Raw genomic sequence first — 16,950 nt, 5'->3', positions numbered from 1 at the left:
CTGCTGCGCCGCCTGCCGGCGCACGGCAGCCGGTTCCCACGCGCTTGCCGGTCAGTACAGGTCCAGTTGCACCGGATGAGCCCGCGCGCCCGCGCCGGCGGGTTCCAACTTGCTGACCCGCACGCCCAGCAGCCGCAGGCGCCGCTCCAGCGGCACCCGCTTCAGGCACTGCCCGGCAGCCCGGTGGATGGCACGGGCATCCCCGACCGCCTCGTTCAGCGTCAGGTCGCGGGTCACCACCCGGAAATCGTCGAACCGCAGCTTGATCCCCACGGTCGCGCCGCGCACGCCCTTGCGCGCCAGGTCCTGCGCCAGGCGTTCGCACAAATCCAGGAAGATCTGCGACAGCAGCGCCCGGTCGTGACGCACGTGCAGGTCCCGCTCGAACGTCGTCTCCCGGCTCAGGGATTTGGGCTCGGACTGCGTCACCACGGGCCGGTCGTCGATGCCGTGCGAAACGTCGAGCAGCCACTGCGCCGTGCCGAGCCCGAAATGGCGCTGCAGCAGTTCCGGCGCCGCCCGGGCCAGCTGGCCCACGGTTTCGATGCCCAGGTCCTGCAGCTTGCGCGTGGCCTTGGGGCCGATGCCGTTGACCTTCGACACCGGCAGGGGCCAGATGCGCCGTTCCAGGTCGCCCGGCCCGATCAATGTGATGCCGTCGGGCTTGTCCAGGTCCGAGGCGATCTTCGACAGCAGCTTGTTCGGCGAAATGCCGATCGAGCAGCTCAGCCCCGTGGCTTCGCGCACCGCCTGCTTCAGGGCGCGGGCCAGCTCGCTGGATTCCTGCGGCAGATCGGTCAGGTCGATATAGATCTCGTCGATGCCCCGGTCTTCGATCCGGGGAGCGATTGCCGCCACGGCCGACTTGAACAGCCGGGAATAGTGACGGTAGGCCGGGAAATCCACCGGCAGCAGCACGGCATCGGGCGCCAGGCGCGCGGCCTTCATCATCCCCATCGCCGAATGCACACCCAGTGCGCGTGCCTCGTAGGTGGCCGTCGTGATCACCCCGCGGCCGACATAATCCCGCAGCCGGGTGTATTCACCCCCTGCAGGCTTCGGGCCGCCCCCGCCGATCACCACCGGCAGGCCGCGCAGACCCGGATGACGCAACAACTCCACGGACGCGTAGAACGCGTCCATGTCCAGATGCGCAATACGGCGGGCAGGGGGTGCGGCAGGCATGGCACGAAAAAGCAGCGACCCTGCTATACTAGCCGCCCTAGAAGATGTATTTCAAATGAATCTATAACCCTGCCCTTATCAAGGGCATCCCCCGCTTGCGAGGACACCCATGGAAGCAGCATCCCTGAAGCGCTCAGCCCAGAAAACCGCCACCCTGCGCCTGGTCGGCCTGCGCGGCCCCTCTTGTGCCGACGCAGTGGACCGTGCCCTGGCCGCCGTGCCCGGCGTCTCAGAAGTCACGGTTTCCCTGGCCGATGAAAAGGTCACCATCACCTTCGATACCGCCCAGGTCTCGGTCCAGCGCCTGCAGGTCGCCGTCCAGGACGCCGGCTACGAAGCCCTGAAGCCCGTCCACGGCGAAGACGGCAACTGCTGCGGCGGCTGCGGCGGCTGATGCAGCAGCGGCGGCCGCCATGCGACCGCCGCCGTGATCCCGCCGTGGCGGGGCTTATTGCACCGTCAGCTTCACATCCACATTGTTGCGCGTGGCGTTGGAGTAGGGGCACACCACGTGCGCCTTCTGCACCAGGCCTTCCAGCGTGGCACGATCCACGCCCGGAGCAGAGATCTTCAGCTCCACGGCAATGCCGAAACCGGTGGGGATCGGGCCGATGCCCACCGAGCCCGCCACTTCGGTCGAGTCGGGCAGCTTCACGCCGTCCTTGCCGGCGACCAGCTTCAGCGCGCCCAGGAAGCAGGCCGAATACCCCGCGGCGAACAGTTGCTCGGGGTTGGTGCCGTCGCCGCCGGCCCCGCCCAGTTCCTTGGGCGTGGACAGCTTGATGGCCAGGCGGCCGTCGGACGACTTGGCACTGCCTTCGCGGCCGCCGGTGGCCGTGGCGTGGGCCGTGTAGAGAACGTTTTCGACTGTCATGCTTGGACTCCTTGTGGTGCGGTTCCAGGGACACTGCCGGCACCACGATCGGCGGCGTCCCGTGAACGGGCCTGACGAAACCTGATCCGAATGGACAGGCCCTAGTCCGGCGCCGTGCGGTTTTCCATGGGTGAGGACGCGGCCAGCAGATGCGCCCGCAGTTCTTCCAGTTCGGCCTTCAGCACCCGCGCGTGGCCGGGCGTACAGCCCGTGGCGCACAGCACGCCATCCTGGACGCCGGCGGCGCGCCCCCGCAGGTCGCTTCCAGTCTGCGTCAGCGTCACTCGTACCTGGCGCTGGTCGTTGGCCGCGCGATCGCGGCGCAGCAGCCCCATGGACTGCAGGCGCTTGAGCAACGGCGTCAGCGTGGCCGAATCCAGGTACAGGCGCTCGCCCAATGCCGTGACCGTCATGCCGTCCGCTTCCCACAGCACCAGCATCACCAGGTATTGCGGATAGGTCAGGCCCAGGTCTGACAAGAGCTTCCGGTAGATCTTGCCCATCGCCAGCTGCGCCGAATACAGCGCGAAGCACAGCTGCGCATCCAGCCTCGGGCTGGCGGGTGAGGCGGCGGCAGCGGATCGATTGGAACGGTTCATGCATCCATTTTATATAGCACGCTATTTAATCGCAAGCGATATTTTTGACATGTTCTCGCGCATGAATCCGCAGGCACGCCAGCCGGGCCGGAACCCGGCTACCGTCCGTCTCGCGTCAGGCCGCCTGGAAAACGGGATAGTCCGTGTAGCCTTTTTCCCCACCACCGTAGAAAGTGGCGGGATCCGGTTCGTTCAGAGCCAGATCTTCCCGGATGCGCACCGGCAGATCGGGATTGGACAGCGCCATCCGGCCCACCGACACCATGTCTGCCAGGCCCGCATCCAGGTCGGAAGCCAGGGACTGCCGGTCGCGCCCCGGCCGGTTGACGATCAGCACGCTCGGCCACAAGCGGCGAATCTGCTGCAGCAAGGCCTCGTCCCGTCCCTGGACCACATGCAGATAGGCCAACCCCAGCGGCGCCAGCTGCGTCACCAGGTGACGATACAGATCCGCGCTCTCCGGACCTTCATCGATACCGCCCAGGACACTGCCGGGCGACAGGCGCAGCCCCGTGCGGGCGGCACCGATCCGGTCCGCCACCGCCGCTGCCACCTCGAGGGCGAACCGTACACGATTCTCGATGGAGCCGCCGTAGGCATCCGTGCGCACATTAGCATTGGGAGCCAGAAACTGCTGGACCAGGTAGCCATTGGCACCATGGATTTCGACCCCGTCCGCTCCAGCCTCCACCGCCCGTTCAGCGGCAACGGCGAAATCTTCGATCGCCCGCCTGATATCGGCCGGCGTCATGGCGCGCGGCACCGGCACATCCCTCATGCCCGAGACCGTGGGTATCTGGACATTCGCCGCAATCGCCGAAGGCGCCAGGGCCTGACGATGATGAGGCGTATTGTCCGGATGAGACATTCGGCCGGCATGCATCAGCTGGATGAACAGGCGTCCACCCGCCGCATGCACCGCCTCCGTCACCAGGCGCCATCCGGCCACATGCGCGGCCTCGTGCAGGCCCGGGGTATTTGCATAGCCCTGGCCATCGGCAGAGGGCTGCGTGCCTTCCGTGATCAGCAAGCCCATCGAGGCCCGCTGCGCATAGTACGCAGGCGCCAATTCGCCCGGCGTGCCATCGTGCCGCGCACGGCTGCGCGTCATCGGCGCCTGGACCAGTCGGTTGCTCAACACCCGATGGCCCAGTCGGATCGGATCCCATAAAGTCGTCATTTCAGAAACTCTCCACGTAAACAATCATCGAACGACGGGACGCATCCCGGGTCTACGGCACCACTATAGATTGTTCCAAATGCGGGAAAGAAGACATAAAATCCATACAGATCGTCCCATATATGGAACACTCATGGATCTCACGGCCCTGCAGGCATTCGATCTGGTCGCCACGCATGGCGGCTACGGCAAGGCCAGCCGCGCCAGCGGCTACGCCAAAGCCACGCTGTCGCGCCAGATCATGGAACTGGAACACCGAAAGGGGGTGCGACTCATCGAACGCGGCGCACGCACGCTCCGGCTCACCGAAGAAGGTGCCGCCCTGCATGCGCGCACGCATGGATTGCTCGGCGATCTGGCCGATGCCGTCGAATCCATCCACAACGGCGGCCAGCAGCCTCGCGGCACATTACGAGTCAGCGCGCCCGTCCTGTTCTCCCATACGCTGCTCGTCCCGCTGGCCGCCGAATTCACCCGCCGATACCCTGGCATCACGCTCGACATCCGCGCGGAGGATCGGCGCGTCGACCTGGTCGAAGACGGCTTCGACATCGCCATCCGGGTCAATCCACCCGCCGATTCGCTGCTCGTGGGGCGATGCTTCGCGCGCGACCGCATGCTGCTGGCCGCGCCGGCGGGCCTGCGGCTGCCGCGTCGCACCGCCAACCCGCCCGAAATCCCTGCCGTCGTACTGGCCAACGCCGCCGTACAAAACACCTGGACCTTCCTGCACGGCAAGACCACCCGCACCGTCACGCCCACGCCGCGCATCGTTCTATCGTCCTTGCTCATGGTCCGCGACGCCGTGCGCGCCGGCACGGGCGCAGCGCTGCTTCCCCAATCCATGACGCGGCCCGGCCCTGCAACCGAAGGCTTGAGAATCTGGGGCATCGTACCGGACCGCCCGGTCGAGCTCTGGGCGCTGCACAGCTCCCGGCGGCTGGCCAGCCCCCGCGTCACCGCCTTCATCGACTTTCTCTGCGAGCAGTTCCCGGACCGTTGGCTGTAGGGCCCGCCGTCCCCGGGCAAGCGGCGATACACTGCCACCCACACATTCGATAGGAAGACACCATGACGGATCGCGTCGACTGCGTCGTCATCGGCGCCGGCGTCGTCGGCCTGGCCGTGGCGCGCGCCTGCGCCCTGGCCGGGCTGGAAACCCTGGCGCTGGAAGCCGAAGCCGCCATCGGCACCGCCACCAGCGCGCGCAACAGCGAAGTCATCCACGCCGGTCTCTACTACCCGCGCGGCTCGCTCAAGGCCCGGCTGTGCGTCCAGGGCCGCCAGGCCCTGTACGACTACTGCGCATCCCACGGCGTATCCCACGCGCGCTGCGGCAAGTTCATCGTCGCCACCCGGGAAGAACAGATCGGCGCCCTGGACCGCATCGGCGCGGCGGCGGCCGCCAACGGCGTGCACGACCTGCGCCGGCTGGACGCCGCCCGGGCACGGGCGCGCGAGCCGGCGCTGCAATGCGTGGCCGCACTGGAATCGCCCTCCACCGGCATCATCGACAGCCATGGCCTGATGCTCGCCCTGCAGGGCGACCTGGAATCCGCCGGCGGCCTGCTGGCCCTGCGCGCCCCCGTTCTTTCGGGCAAGGTCCTGCCCGAAGGCATCCTGCTGCGCATCGGCGGCGACGAGCCCATGGAGCTCATCGCCCGCCGCGTCGTCAATTGCGCCGGCCTGCATGCCCAGACCGTGGCCGCCGCCATCGACGGCCTGCCGCCCGGCAGCATCCCGGCCGGCCGCTACGCCAAAGGCAACTACTACGCCCTATCGGGCAAGGCGCCGTTTTCCCGCCTGATCTACCCCGTGCCCGAACCCGGCGGCCTGGGCGTGCACCTGACCCTGGACCTGGGCGGCCAGGCCCGCTTCGGTCCCGACGTCGAATGGGTCGATGCCATCGACTACACCGTCGATCCCGCCCGCGCCGATGGCTTCTACGCCGCCATCCGCCGCTACTGGCCCGACTTGCGCGACGGCGCCCTGCACCCCGACTATGCCGGCATCCGCCCCAAGCTGGCCGTGCCCGCCGGCCAGGACGCCGACTTCCTCATCCAGGATGCGCGGGCGCACGGCGTGCCCGGCCTGGTCAACCTGTACGGCATCGAATCCCCGGGCCTGACCGCCTGCCTGGCCATTGCCGGCGAAGTGATCCAACGGCTGGGAAATCCCTGACCCGCCTGCCGCGACCCGCCCGGAAGCCGCCCGGGCGGGCACCGGCCGGCGCGGTGCATAATCATGGCATCGTTCAACCCTCGACCACAGGAATCCGACATGATCCGCGAAATGGCCCACATCACCGTGAAACCCGGCACCCAGGCCGACTTCGAGGCCGGCGTCCGCCAGGCACTGCCGATCTTTCACCGCGCCCGGGGCTGCAAGCGCGTGGAACTGCACCACATCATCGAAAACCCCCAGCAATACGTGCTGATGGTGTACTGGGAAACCCTGGAAGACCACATGGTGCACTTCCGCCAGTCGGACGATTTCCAGGCCTGGCGCGGTCTGGTCGGCGGATTCTTCGAAAAGGCGCCGGAAGTGGTGCACTCGGAAGTACGGATCGAAGGCTAGGCGCCCGCCCCGGCCCGGCTCCGGCCGGGCCTACTTCCCGATGCAGAAGCTGGAAAAAATCTCTCCCAGCAGGTCGTCGCTGGTGAACTGGCCCGTGATCCCGCACAGCGCCTCGTGCGCCAGGCGCAGTTCCTCGGCAAAGAGATCCAGCACCTGATCGCTGTGCGCGGCATGCGCCGCGGCGGCCCGCAGGTGTTCCCGCGCCGTTTCCAGCGCACGCACGTGCCGTTCGCGCGCCAGCCAGGGCGATTCCGCGCCCGGTGTCCAGCCGGCGATGGACAGCAACCGGGCCCGCAGGGCATCCAGGCCCGCACCCGTCTGGGCGGAAATGAGCAGGGGCGCATCGTCGGCCGCCACAGCGGCCACCGCACCCGGCTCGAGCAGATCGGTCTTGTTCCATACCCGCAGCACCGGCACCCCCGCCGGCAGGCGTTGCACGATCTCCGCGTCCAGCGGGTCGTCCGGGTGCCGGGCGTCCTGCAGGTGCAGGATCACCTGGGCGCGGGCGATCTCGGCCCAACTGCGCTCGATGCCGATGCGCTCGACCGTGTCCTCGGTCTCGCGCAGGCCGGCCGTATCCACGATATGCAGGGGAATGCCCTCGATGTGGATCTGCTGCACCACCCGGTCGCGCGTGGTGCCGGCGATCGGGGTGACGATGGCCACGTCCTCGCCCGCCAGGGCATTCAGCAGGCTGGATTTTCCCACGTTGGGCTGGCCCGCCAGCACCACGTGCAGCCCTTCGCGCAGCACCAGCCCCTGGCGGGCGGTCCGCAGGACGCCGTCCAGGGCGGCCGTGACCGCATCCAGCCGCTGGGCGGCCTGGTACTTTTCCAGGAAGTCGATTTCTTCTTCGGGAAAATCCAGGGTTGCCTCGACCAGCATGCGCAGCTGGACGATACGCTCGCTCAGCGCATCGATCTCGGCGGAAAACGCACCCGACAGGGATGCCATGGCGCTGCGCGCCGCCGCGGTTGAACTGGCCTCGATCAGGTCGGCCACCGCCTCGGCCTGGGCCAGGTCCAGGCGGTCGTTCAGGAAGGCGCGCTGGGTGAATTCCCCCGGCTGCGCCAGCCGCAGGCCGATGCCCGCACCCCGCGCCAGGCAGTCTTCCAGCACGCGCCGCAGCACGGCGGGGCCGCCGTGGCCCTGCAGTTCCAGCACATCCTCGCCGGTATAGGAATTCGGCCCCGGAAAGAACAGTGCCAGCCCCTCGTCCATGACCTCGCCCAGGCGGTCGCGGAACGGCAGGTAGTGCGCATGGCGCGGGCGCAGGACCCGGGCGCACAGCGCATCGGCCCAGTCCTTCAGGTCCGGACCGGAAATCCGGATCACACCGATGCCGCCCCGGCCGGGCGCCGTGGCAATGGCAATGATGGGGTCGGAAGCAAAGGCGCTCATGCGTCACCAGCAGCGAATGTCGGGTTCACGGAAAAGAAAAACGGTGCCCCGAGGAGCACCGTTTCGAAGGCGGCATCCAGTCTACATCAGCTCGATGCGGAGGCGGCCTTTTCCCGGTCCAGCCGCACCATGATGATGCGCTGCTGGATGATGGACACGATGTTGTTCACGCACCAGTACAGCACCAGGCCGGCCGGGAACATGAACATCATCCCGCCGAACACCAGCGGCATGATCATCATGATCTTCGCCTGGGTCGGATCGGGCGGGGTCGGGTTCAGCTTGATCTGCAGGAACATCGTCGCCATCATGATCGCCGGCAGGATGAACCAGGGATCGCGCACCGACAGGTCGTGGACCCACAGGATCCAGGGCGCGCCGCGCATTTCCACGCTGCCCAGCAGCACCCAGTACAGCGCGATGAACACCGGAATCTGCACCACCATCGGCAGGCAGCCGCCCAGCGGATTGATCTTTTCCGTGCGGTACATCTCCATCATGGCGGCGTTCAGCTTGGCCTTGTCGTCGCCGAACTTTTCCTTCAGGTGCTGCATGCGCGGAGCAACCAGCTTCATCTTCGCCATCGAGCGGTAGCTGGCGGCCGACAGCGGGTAGAACACGGCCTTGATCAGCAGCGTCAGCACCACGATGGTCCAGCCCCAGTTCCCCAGCAGGGTGTGCAGCCAGGTCATGAACTTGAACATGGGCTTGGCAATGATCGTGACCCAGCCGTAATCCACCACCAGTTCCAGGCCGGGCGCCACCGCGCTCATCGCCTGCTGGTCCTGCGGGCCGACCCACAGGTTGGCCTCGACCGAGCGCTGGGCGCCCGGGGCGATCGTGCCGACTTGCTCGATCGTGCGGATGGCGTACAGGTTGTCGGCCACGCGCAGCGCCTGGTTGGTGCGCACCGTGCCCTGGGGCGGCACCCAGGCGCTGGCGAAGTAATGCTGCACGATGCCGATCCAGCCATTGTCGGCCTGCTGGATGTAGCTGGCCTTGCCCTTGGCGATCTCGTCGAACTTCACCTTCTGGAACTTGTCTTCCGACGAATACACCGCCGCGCCCGTGAAGGTGCTGTAGAAGCCCGAGGTATTCGGGGGATCATTGCCGTCGCGCGTCAGCTGCAGGTACAGCGAAGGATCGATCGGCTGGTCGCCCAGGTTGGTGATGTCGTGGCGCACGCGGATGTCGTAGCCGTCGCGCGGCACGATGAAGGTCTTGACCACCTTCACCTGCCCGGCGGTGGCCTCGAAGGCGATTTCCACCGTGTCGCCCTTCACGACGGGCTCGGGCGTCACCAGGGAGAACGGCGTCAGGTGGGTGGGATAGCCACTGCCCTGGGGAGCGCCGACCACGCCGGTCTGGGCGACGTAGGTGTCGCCCGGCTGGTCATTCAGCAGGTACATCGGGCCGTCGTCGCCCGCCAGGGACTTGTACTTCAGCAACTGGGCCTGCACCAGCTGGGCGCCGGTGGTGTCGAAGGTCAGGTCGTAGACCTCGGTCTTGAGGTGGACCTTCTGCCCCTGGGGCTCGGCGGACGAGCCCGGCACCGTGGAAGGAGACCCCGGCTGGGACTGCGCCGCGACCGCCGGCACGCCGGCGGGCTGGCTTTCCCCGGACTGGGCGGTCTTGGACTGCTCGGCAGCGGGCGGCGTCAGGGAAAACAGCGACGGCTGGCCTTGGTAGACCTGCCAGTTGTTCCACAGCAGCAGCAGCGAGAAGGAAAAGATCATCCAGAGGATGGTGCGTCGAATGTCCATTGGCGCCTGTGTATTCGTATCGGTTCGGAGCAAAAGCTCACCAGTTTAACGTAGCAATCCTGACTGTGGCCCTAAGGATGCCCTGAACAAGTCCCTGACGGGAAACGGAATGCCGGGGAATCACGGACGGCCCGTGCCCCGCGCGGGCGGGACCGGGTCGTGGCCGCCCTGGCACCACGGATGGCAACGGGCGATGCGTCGCGCGCCCAGCCACAGCCCCCGCGCCACCCCGTGGGTTTCGATGGCCTCGATCGCATAGGCCGAGCAGGTCGGGGTAAAGCGGCACTGCTGGCCCACCCAGGGGCTGAGAAAGTACCGGTAGAAGCGGATCGGGGCGATGAACAGCGCGCGCATCATGATGCGATCCGTGCCAGCAGAATATCGGCCTCGGCCCGGACCTGGCGCTTCAGGGCGGTCAGGCTGGCGGCCGGAGGCCGGTTCACCAGGCGGAAGACCAGATCCCCGTCGGGCAGCGCATCCCGGCGCAGCCGGAAAGCTTCCCGCAGGACCCGCTTGATGGCATTGCGGGTTACCGCCAGCGGTGCGTGCCGCTTGGGCACCACCAGTCCCAGCCGGGCGGGGCCTTCGGCCGGTTCGCGCGGCCCGGACACCACGAACAAAGCCCCTCGGGCGATACGCCGCCCCTTCAGGGCAGCCGCGTATTCCGAGGGGCGATGCAGCCGGGCCGCCGGAGGAAAAGCGGTTGGCATGGCGATCGTTCCGGGGCCGTGCCGGCAGGCGGCGGGCCCCGAAAGGAAAATCAGACGGCCAGGCGCTTGCGGCCCTTGGCGCGGCGGGCGCTCAGGACGGCGCGGCCGGCACGGGTCTTCATGCGCACGCGAAACCCATGGGTGCGCTTGCGACGGGTAACGGAAGGCTGGAAAGTGCGTTTCATGGTGGATCCAAAAGAGCTCGGGGCAAATGGCCAGGGGCAGGCCCGGGGCAAAGACGGCCGCCACAACAACACGGATGCGGCTACAAAGGCAGATCCCCGGGATGAAGCCGACAGGCACAATATGCCCACGGCATCGAAAAGCCCATTATTTCATCAAATTTTTGAAATCGTGTCAATCACTTGGAGGCATCCGCCAGGCCGCCGCACCCCGGCGCTCCGGACAGGCTGTGGATAACTTCAGCCGGGAAAGGGTAGAATCGAGGTTTGGCAAGATGACCCCTATGAATGAATTCTGGCAGGCCTGCGTCCAGAGACTGGAACAGGAACTTCCCCCACAACAGATCAACGCCTGGATCCGGCCCCTGGTACCCCTCGACTACGACGAGGAACTCGCGGTCCTGAGGATAGGCGCGCCCAACCGCTTCAAGCTCGACTGGGTCCGCAAGAACTTCTCCACACGCCTGGAATCGATGGCATCCGACTGGTATTCCCAGGCGGTGCAGGTCCAGTTCGAGCTATCCGCCCCGGTCGGCCGGCCGGCGCCGGCCCCGGCGGCCAGGCCCGTGCCTTCGTCGCCCGCGCCCGCAGCCGGGCCCGCAGGTGCCAGCGTGGCTGCGCCGGCCGTCATCACGCCCCCCCAGCCCGCCCCCGTGCAGGCCGCCACCGAGGAATCCATCCAGGACCACTCCCGCCTGAACCGGGACCTGACGTTCGACAATTTCGTCATCGGCAAGGCCAACCAGCTGGCCCGCGCGGCGGCCATGCAGGTCGCGGAAAACCCCGGCGTGTCCTACAACCCGCTGTTCCTGTACGGCGGCGTCGGCCTGGGCAAGACCCACCTGATCCACGCCATCGGCAATGCCCTGCTCGCCAGCGGCGCCAGCACGCGCGTGCGCTACGTCCATGCGGACCAGTACATCTCCGACGTGGTCAAGGCCTACCACCGCCGCGCCTTCGACGACTTCAAGCGCTATTACCATTCGCTGGACCTGCTGCTGATCGACGACATCCAGTTCTTTGCGGGCAAGAACCGTACCCAGGAAGAATTCTTCTACGCCTTCGAGGCGATGGTGGCCCAGCGCAAGCAGATCATCATCACCTCGGACACCTACCCCAAGGAACTGTCGAACATAGACAACCGCCTGATCTCGCGCTTCGACTGGGGCCTGACGGTGGCGATCGAGCCGCCCGAACTGGAAATGCGCGTCGCCATCCTGCTGCGCAAGGCCCAGGCCGAACGCATCGTCATGCCCGAGGAAGTCGCCTTCTTCATCGCCAAGCACCTGCGCAGCAACGTGCGCGAGCTCGAAGGCGCCCTGCGCAAGGTCTCGGCCTACGCCAATTTCCACGGCCGCGACGTGCTCACCGTCGAAGTCTGCAAGGAAGCCCTGAAGGACCTGCTGTCGGTTTCCAACAACCAGATCACGGTCGAGAACATCCAGAAGACCGTGGCCGATTTCTATAAAATCAAGGTCGCCGACATGTATTCCAAGCGTCGGCCCGCGAACATTGCCCTGCCCCGCCAGATCGCCATGTACCTGGCCAAGGAGCTCACCCAGAAGAGCCTGCCGGAAATCGGCGACCTGTTCGGCGGACGCGACCACACCACCGTGCTGCACGCGGTGCGCAAGATCACCGACCTGCGCGCCAAGCAGACCGAGCTGAACCACGCACTCCACGTACTCGAGCAAACTCTCAAAGGATAAGAAGATGCAACTCATTCAAGCGACCCGCGATGCCGTGCTCAAGCCCCTGACGATGGTGGTGGGGATCGTCGAAAGGCGCAACACGCTGCCGATCCTTGCCAACGTGCTGATACGCAAGCAGGGCGGTCAGCTCGAATTCATCGCCAACGACCTGGAAGTCCAGATCACCACCCGCGCGAACTTCGGCGTGGGCGATGACGCCCGGGCCACCACCGTGGCCGCCCGCAAGCTGCTCGACATCCTGCGCGCCCTGCCCGAATCGGGTGATGTCCGCCTGTCGCTGGACGAAGCCAAGCTCACCGTCCAGGCCGGCCGCAGCCGCTTCGCCCTGCAGACCCTGGACGCGGCCGACTACCCTACGGTCACGCAGTCCGAACAATGGGCGGCATCCTTTTCCATGCCCCAGAAGGCCCTGAAGAACCTGTTCAACCAGGTGCACTTCTCCATGGCCCAGCAAGACATCCGCTACTACCTGAACGGCCTGCTGCTGGTGCTCGAACCCGGCCGCGTGCGGGCCGTGGCCACCGATGGCCACCGGCTGGCCCACGGCGGCGTGGCCGTCGAAGGCCAGGAATCCACGCTGGATGTGATCATCCCGCGCAAGACCATCCACGAAATGCAGCGCCTGCTCTCCGACGACGAACAGGCCGCCGTCCAGATCGACGTCGCCACCGGCCAGATCCGCTTCCGCTTCGACGACATCGAGGTCGTCTCCAAACTGGTCGAGGGCAAGTTCCCCGACTACCGCCGCGTCATCCCCTCCGGCTACACCCGGCATTTCGACATCGCCCGCGATGCCCTGCAGGCCGCCCTCCAGCGCACCGCCATCCTGACCACGGACAAGCTCAAGGGCGTGCGCCTGCAGCTGGGAGACAACCTGCTGCGCCTGTCCTCGTCCAACGCCGAGCAGGAAGAGGCCCGCGAAGAACTCGAAGTCGACTACGCCCAGGAATCGCTGGACGTCGCATTCAACGTCAGCTACCTGCTCGACGTGCTGACCAACATCAAGACCGACACCGTGCGCTGGTCCGTGCAGCCCGACGCCAACGCTTCCGTGCTGATCACGCTGCCCGGCGACGAGGAATTCAAGTACGTCGTCATGCCGATGCGCATCTGAACGCCTTCAGGGCCGACTGACCCATCGACGGATTCAACTACAGGATTTTCATGTCAGATTCCACCACCAAGACCACCGCGGCCGCCGGCTACGGCGCCGATTCGATCAAGATGCTCAAGGGCCTGGAAGCCGTACGCAAGCGGCCCGGCATGTACATCGGCGACACTTCCGACGGCACGGGCCTGCACCACATGGTCTTCGAGGTCGTGGACAACGCCATCGACGAAGCGCTGGCAGGCTATTGCGACGACATCGTCGTCACGATCCATGCCGACAACAGCATTTCGGTCACGGACAATGGCCGCGGCATCCCCACCGCCATCCATAAAGACGACGAGCAGCACCGCAGCGCGGCGGAAATCGTCATGACCGAACTGCACGCCGGCGGCAAGTTCGACCAGAACTCCTACAAGGTCTCCGGCGGCCTGCACGGCGTGGGCGTGTCCTGCGTCAACGCCCTGTCCGAATGGCTGCGCCTGACGATCTGGCGCAACGGCGAAGAGCACCAGATGGAATTCCGCCGCGGCGTGCGAGTCGCCCCCCTGGCCGTCACCGGCCCGGCGGACCGCACCGGCACCCGGGTCCAGTACCTGGCCGACGCAGAGATCTTCACCAACGTCGACTACACCTACGAAATCCTCGCCCGCCGCCTGCGCGAGCTGTCCTTCCTGAACAACGGCGTGAAGATCCGCCTGATAGACGAGCGCACCGGCCAGGAAGAAAACCTCGCATTCCTGGGCGGGGTCAAGGGCTTCGTCCAGTACATCAACCGCGCCAAGACCGTCCTGCACGACAACATCTTCGCCGTGTCCACCGAGTCCGAAGCCGGCGGCGTGCGCGTGGGCGTCGAAGTCGCCATGCAATGGAACGACAGCTACGCCGAGACCGTGCTGTGCTTCACCAACAACATCCCGCAGCGTGACGGCGGCACCCACCTGACCGGCCTGCGCGCCGCCATGACGCGGGTGCTGAACAAATACATCGCCGACAACGACCTGGCCAAGAAGGCCAAGGTCGACACCACCGGCGACGACATGCGCGAAGGCCTGGCCTGCGTGCTTTCCGTCAAGGTGCCCGAGCCCAAGTTCAGCAGCCAGACCAAGGACAAGCTGGTCTCCAGCGAAGTCCGCCCCGCGGTGGAGGAAGCCGTCGCCAGGACCCTGGAAACCTGGCTGCTCGAGAACCCCAACGACGCCCGCGCCCTGTGCGCCAAGATCGTGGAAGCCGCCCGTGCCCGCGAGGCCGCCCGCAAGGCCCGCGAAATGACCCGCCGCAAGAGCGTCCTCGAAGGCGCGGGCCTGCCCGGAAAGCTGGCCGACTGCCAGGAAAAGGATCCCGCCCTGTGCGAACTCTACATCGTGGAAGGCGACTCGGCCGGCGGCTCCGCCAAGCAGGGCCGCGACCGTAAGTTTCAGGCCATCCTGCCGCTGCGCGGCAAGGTGCTGAACGTCGAAAAGGCGCGCTTCGACCGGCTGCTGTCCAGCGAACAGATCACCACGCTGATCACCGCCCTGGGCACCAGCATCGGGCCCGACTTCAACGTCGACAAGCTGCGCTACCACCGCATCATCATCATGACCGACGCGGACGTCGACGGCGCCCACATCCGGACCCTGCTGCTGACCCTGTTCTACCGCCAGATGCCGGCGCTGATCGAACGCGGCCACGTCTACATCGCCCAGCCGCCGCTCTACAAGGTCAAGGTCGGCCGCGAAGAACGCTACCTGAAGGACGACGCCGAGGAAGCCCAGTTCATGCTGCAGCTGGCGCTGAAGGACACGGAACTCATGCCGCGCGCGGGCGCCGCCTCGATCTCCGGCGATGCGCTGATGGACCTGGCCCGCCAGTACGTCACCGCCGATTCGGTCATCGCCCGCCTGTCCCGCACGCTGGATGCCGAAGCACTGTCGGCCATGGCCGAAGGCGTGCAGATCAGCCTGGTGGACGAAGCCGCCGCCCGCACCAGCGCCGCAGCGCTGGAACAGGCCCTGCACAATCCGGAAGCCCCGCAAGCCGTCCACGTCGAAGCCCAGTACGACGACGTCGAAGACGCCTGGCGCCTGGCCGTCATCCGCCCCCACTTCGGCAATATGCGCGTCAGCCTGTTCGACCGCAGCTTCGTGCGCGGCGGCGACTACGCCGTGCTATCCCGCACAGCCAAGACCTTCCTGGGTCTGCTGGGCGACGGCGCCGTCGTGCGCCGCGGCTCCGGCGACAAGATGAAGGAAAAGCCCGTCGCCGACTTCCGCGAGGTCATGCAGTGGCTGCGCACCGAAGCCGAACGCGGCATCAGCAAGCAGCGCTACAAAGGCCTGGGTGAAATGAACCCCGAACAGCTCTGGGAAACCACCATGGACCCGTCCGTGCGGCGCCTGCTGCGCGTGCAGATCGAAGACGCCATCGCCGCCGACGAAATCTTCGTCACCCTGATGGGCGACAACGTGGAACCGCGCCGCGCCTTCATTGAAGCGCATGCGCTGCAGGCGGGGAATATTGACGTTTGATGTTGTAGGATCTCGCGAAAGCTTAGATCTGTCTCATGTAAGTTAGAGTTTCTCGTTTGAGCGTAGATCTTGGATCTTGGGGCCACCAATAGGTGGCCCTTTTTCTTCGGATCAAAGTCGCGTGAAAGCTGGTCGCCTTACGCCGCCTCGCCGACCATCCGTTGCGGCTGAGAGTTTCGCAGATGACAGCTTTCGACCCAAAGCTGTCCCCCCCGCGAAAGATAGCTACCGGCCAAGAAGAGACACTACTCGACTTGGCCTCATATACCACCGAAAATCACTGTATCTTCCGGAGTTTTAGAGCTCCCCGGCAGACGAGTTTAATTCGCTTGCGCATAGGTAAGATCGTCGATACTGCGATCAGACGGTGATGGCGCATCACGGTGTCGGTTCCAAATGATCGCTCACGCTCGTGCTGTTTCCCACCAAGGTAATGTCGATCCAGTTGAGCTGGCAACTGAAGAGGACAAGCTTACGGTGTATCCCTGTCTCTGATTAACTTTAAATTATTGAGCGGATTTCCATGATAGAGCCAAAAATTTTGCGTGCGCTCAAGCACACTTCAGATAGGTTTTTCACGAAAAAATCTTTCTTCATACCCGCATCGATTAAGGATATTCCTCAAGAGAACTTCTTCTCTCGTCAGTTTCATCTTTCCAGAAACCGCCGGGTATTTATGACGGAATCTGGCTACCAAAATTTCCGACGCATCGTCGAGATGATAGACAGAGCGGCGTTGTTTGATGGGCTAGCAGACTTTTCAGATATCTGGGATGCTTGGTTTAGTGTTGCCACCAAATATCTCTCAAGCGGCGTTCAGCCTGACGATAGTGAGGAAATACTCCAAGACATCATGTCGATAGTTCACGACAAGATTGAAGAGTACACGTTCGCCGTTCCACTTTACGGGGTAGAGCTAGACAGCAGTGTGCCATTCCTGTTGGGCTCTGCAACCATATTCAAACTTACACCCGAGGCGCTAGACGAACTGGGTATAGAGTATGGACATATTGATGTAGTGAAGCTGCTCACGAATGCCCCGACAGACGTCTTCCTCAAAAGCACCATTCGTAGTACACATGAATCACACCGGGGATCGCGGAGGCTGTTTGGTTAAAGTAAAACAGGTTCCACAGTCGGCGCTGCAAG

At 65.4% G+C, this 16,950-nt stretch carries 17 protein-coding genes; 8 read left to right on the top strand and 9 right to left on the bottom strand.

Annotated features, from left to right (window positions below; genetic code table 11):
* Nucleotides 1–51 precede the first annotated feature (51 nt).
* Nucleotides 52–1,185: a DNA polymerase IV gene (gene dinB / locus ABD022_RS09860; RefSeq protein WP_325125016.1), complete on the bottom strand. Its 1,134-nt coding sequence runs from the start codon at nucleotides 1,183–1,185 to the stop codon at nucleotides 52–54.
* 109 nt (nucleotides 1,186–1,294) lie between these two features.
* On the opposite strand from dinB, the gene ABD022_RS09855 reads away from it, so the two are divergent.
* Nucleotides 1,295–1,579 carry a heavy-metal-associated domain-containing protein gene (locus ABD022_RS09855; protein ID WP_325125014.1) on the top strand — a complete coding sequence of 95 codons (285 nt, stop codon included), beginning with the start codon at nucleotides 1,295–1,297 and terminating at the stop codon, nucleotides 1,577–1,579.
* A 54-nt stretch (nucleotides 1,580–1,633) separates the two neighbouring features.
* On the opposite strand, the gene ABD022_RS09850 is transcribed toward ABD022_RS09855, so the two are convergent.
* The 3 genes from ABD022_RS09850 to ABD022_RS09840 form a co-directional block, all read right to left on the bottom strand.
* A complete protein-coding gene (locus ABD022_RS09850) occupies nucleotides 1,634–2,059 on the bottom strand; it encodes an organic hydroperoxide resistance protein (RefSeq protein WP_325125012.1) in 426 nt (141 codons plus the stop codon).
* Nucleotides 2,060–2,160: 101 nt separating this feature from the next.
* On the bottom strand, nucleotides 2,161–2,658 hold the full coding sequence (locus ABD022_RS09845; protein ID WP_343821163.1) for a MarR family winged helix-turn-helix transcriptional regulator: 498 nt from the start codon (nucleotides 2,656–2,658) through the stop codon (nucleotides 2,161–2,163).
* Nucleotides 2,659–2,773: 115 nt separating this feature from the next.
* Nucleotides 2,774–3,838, bottom strand: a complete 1,065-nt coding sequence (locus tag ABD022_RS09840) for an alkene reductase (protein ID WP_343821161.1) — start codon at nucleotides 3,836–3,838, stop codon at nucleotides 2,774–2,776.
* Nucleotides 3,839–3,971: 133 nt separating this feature from the next.
* Here ABD022_RS09840 and ABD022_RS09835 point away from each other — a divergent pair, with 133 nt between their 5' ends.
* From ABD022_RS09835 to ABD022_RS09825, 3 genes are all read left to right on the top strand, one after another.
* Nucleotides 3,972–4,847 (top strand): LysR family transcriptional regulator, encoded by an 876-nt coding sequence (locus ABD022_RS09835; RefSeq protein WP_343821159.1) that lies wholly within the window; start codon nucleotides 3,972–3,974, stop codon nucleotides 4,845–4,847.
* Nucleotides 4,848–4,909: 62 nt separating this feature from the next.
* Nucleotides 4,910–6,019 (top strand): NAD(P)/FAD-dependent oxidoreductase, encoded by a 1,110-nt coding sequence (locus ABD022_RS09830; protein WP_343821158.1) that lies wholly within the window; start codon nucleotides 4,910–4,912, stop codon nucleotides 6,017–6,019.
* A 99-nt stretch (nucleotides 6,020–6,118) separates the two neighbouring features.
* Complete coding sequence (locus ABD022_RS09825) at nucleotides 6,119–6,415, top strand: antibiotic biosynthesis monooxygenase family protein (protein ID WP_343821157.1); 297 nt, start codon at nucleotides 6,119–6,121, stop codon at nucleotides 6,413–6,415.
* Between the two features lie 30 nt (nucleotides 6,416–6,445).
* Here the strand turns inward: ABD022_RS09825 and mnmE are convergent, their stop codons facing one another.
* The 5 genes from mnmE to rpmH form a co-directional block, all read right to left on the bottom strand.
* On the bottom strand, nucleotides 6,446–7,816 hold the full coding sequence (gene mnmE, locus ABD022_RS09820) for a tRNA uridine-5-carboxymethylaminomethyl(34) synthesis GTPase MnmE (protein ID WP_325125892.1): 1,371 nt from the start codon (nucleotides 7,814–7,816) through the stop codon (nucleotides 6,446–6,448).
* 86 nt (nucleotides 7,817–7,902) lie between these two features.
* Nucleotides 7,903–9,579, bottom strand: a complete 1,677-nt coding sequence (yidC, locus tag ABD022_RS09815) for a membrane protein insertase YidC (RefSeq protein WP_325125894.1) — start codon at nucleotides 9,577–9,579, stop codon at nucleotides 7,903–7,905.
* Nucleotides 9,580–9,699: 120 nt separating this feature from the next.
* Nucleotides 9,700–9,936, bottom strand: a complete 237-nt coding sequence (yidD, locus tag ABD022_RS09810) for a membrane protein insertion efficiency factor YidD (protein WP_325125896.1) — start codon at nucleotides 9,934–9,936, stop codon at nucleotides 9,700–9,702.
* Nucleotides 9,933–10,289, bottom strand: coding sequence for a ribonuclease P protein component (locus ABD022_RS09805; RefSeq protein ID WP_325125898.1), 357 nt, complete (start codon nucleotides 10,287–10,289; stop codon nucleotides 9,933–9,935). The genes yidD and ABD022_RS09805 overlap by 4 nt, the downstream gene beginning before the upstream one ends.
* Before the next feature lie 50 nt (nucleotides 10,290–10,339).
* Nucleotides 10,340–10,474, bottom strand: a complete 135-nt coding sequence (gene rpmH, locus ABD022_RS09800; protein ID WP_043679136.1) for a 50S ribosomal protein L34 — start codon at nucleotides 10,472–10,474, stop codon at nucleotides 10,340–10,342.
* 281 nt (nucleotides 10,475–10,755) lie between these two features.
* On the opposite strand from rpmH, the gene dnaA reads away from it, so the two are divergent.
* From dnaA to ABD022_RS09780, 4 genes are all read left to right on the top strand, one after another.
* Nucleotides 10,756–12,180 carry a chromosomal replication initiator protein DnaA gene (dnaA, locus tag ABD022_RS09795; RefSeq protein WP_325125901.1) on the top strand — a complete coding sequence of 475 codons (1,425 nt, stop codon included), beginning with the start codon at nucleotides 10,756–10,758 and terminating at the stop codon, nucleotides 12,178–12,180.
* Nucleotides 12,181–12,184: 4 nt separating this feature from the next.
* The gene (gene dnaN / locus ABD022_RS09790; RefSeq protein WP_343821152.1) at nucleotides 12,185–13,297 is read left to right on the top strand and encodes a DNA polymerase III subunit beta; all 1,113 of its coding nucleotides are present in this window, start codon (nucleotides 12,185–12,187) and stop codon (nucleotides 13,295–13,297) included.
* 50 nt (nucleotides 13,298–13,347) lie between these two features.
* Nucleotides 13,348–15,801, top strand: coding sequence for a DNA topoisomerase (ATP-hydrolyzing) subunit B (gene gyrB / locus ABD022_RS09785; RefSeq protein ID WP_343821150.1), 2,454 nt, complete (start codon nucleotides 13,348–13,350; stop codon nucleotides 15,799–15,801).
* Nucleotides 15,802–16,324: 523 nt separating this feature from the next.
* Nucleotides 16,325–16,918 (top strand): hypothetical protein, encoded by a 594-nt coding sequence (locus tag ABD022_RS09780; protein ID WP_343821148.1) that lies wholly within the window; start codon nucleotides 16,325–16,327, stop codon nucleotides 16,916–16,918.
* Nucleotides 16,919–16,950 lie beyond the last annotated feature (32 nt).

It is taken from the genome of Castellaniella daejeonensis, assembly GCF_039523555.1.
Classification (GTDB): Bacteria; Pseudomonadota; Gammaproteobacteria; order Burkholderiales; family Burkholderiaceae_B; genus Castellaniella; species Castellaniella daejeonensis.
Note: the sequence above shows the minus strand (reverse complement) of the source record. Positions and strands in the feature narration are given on the sequence as shown.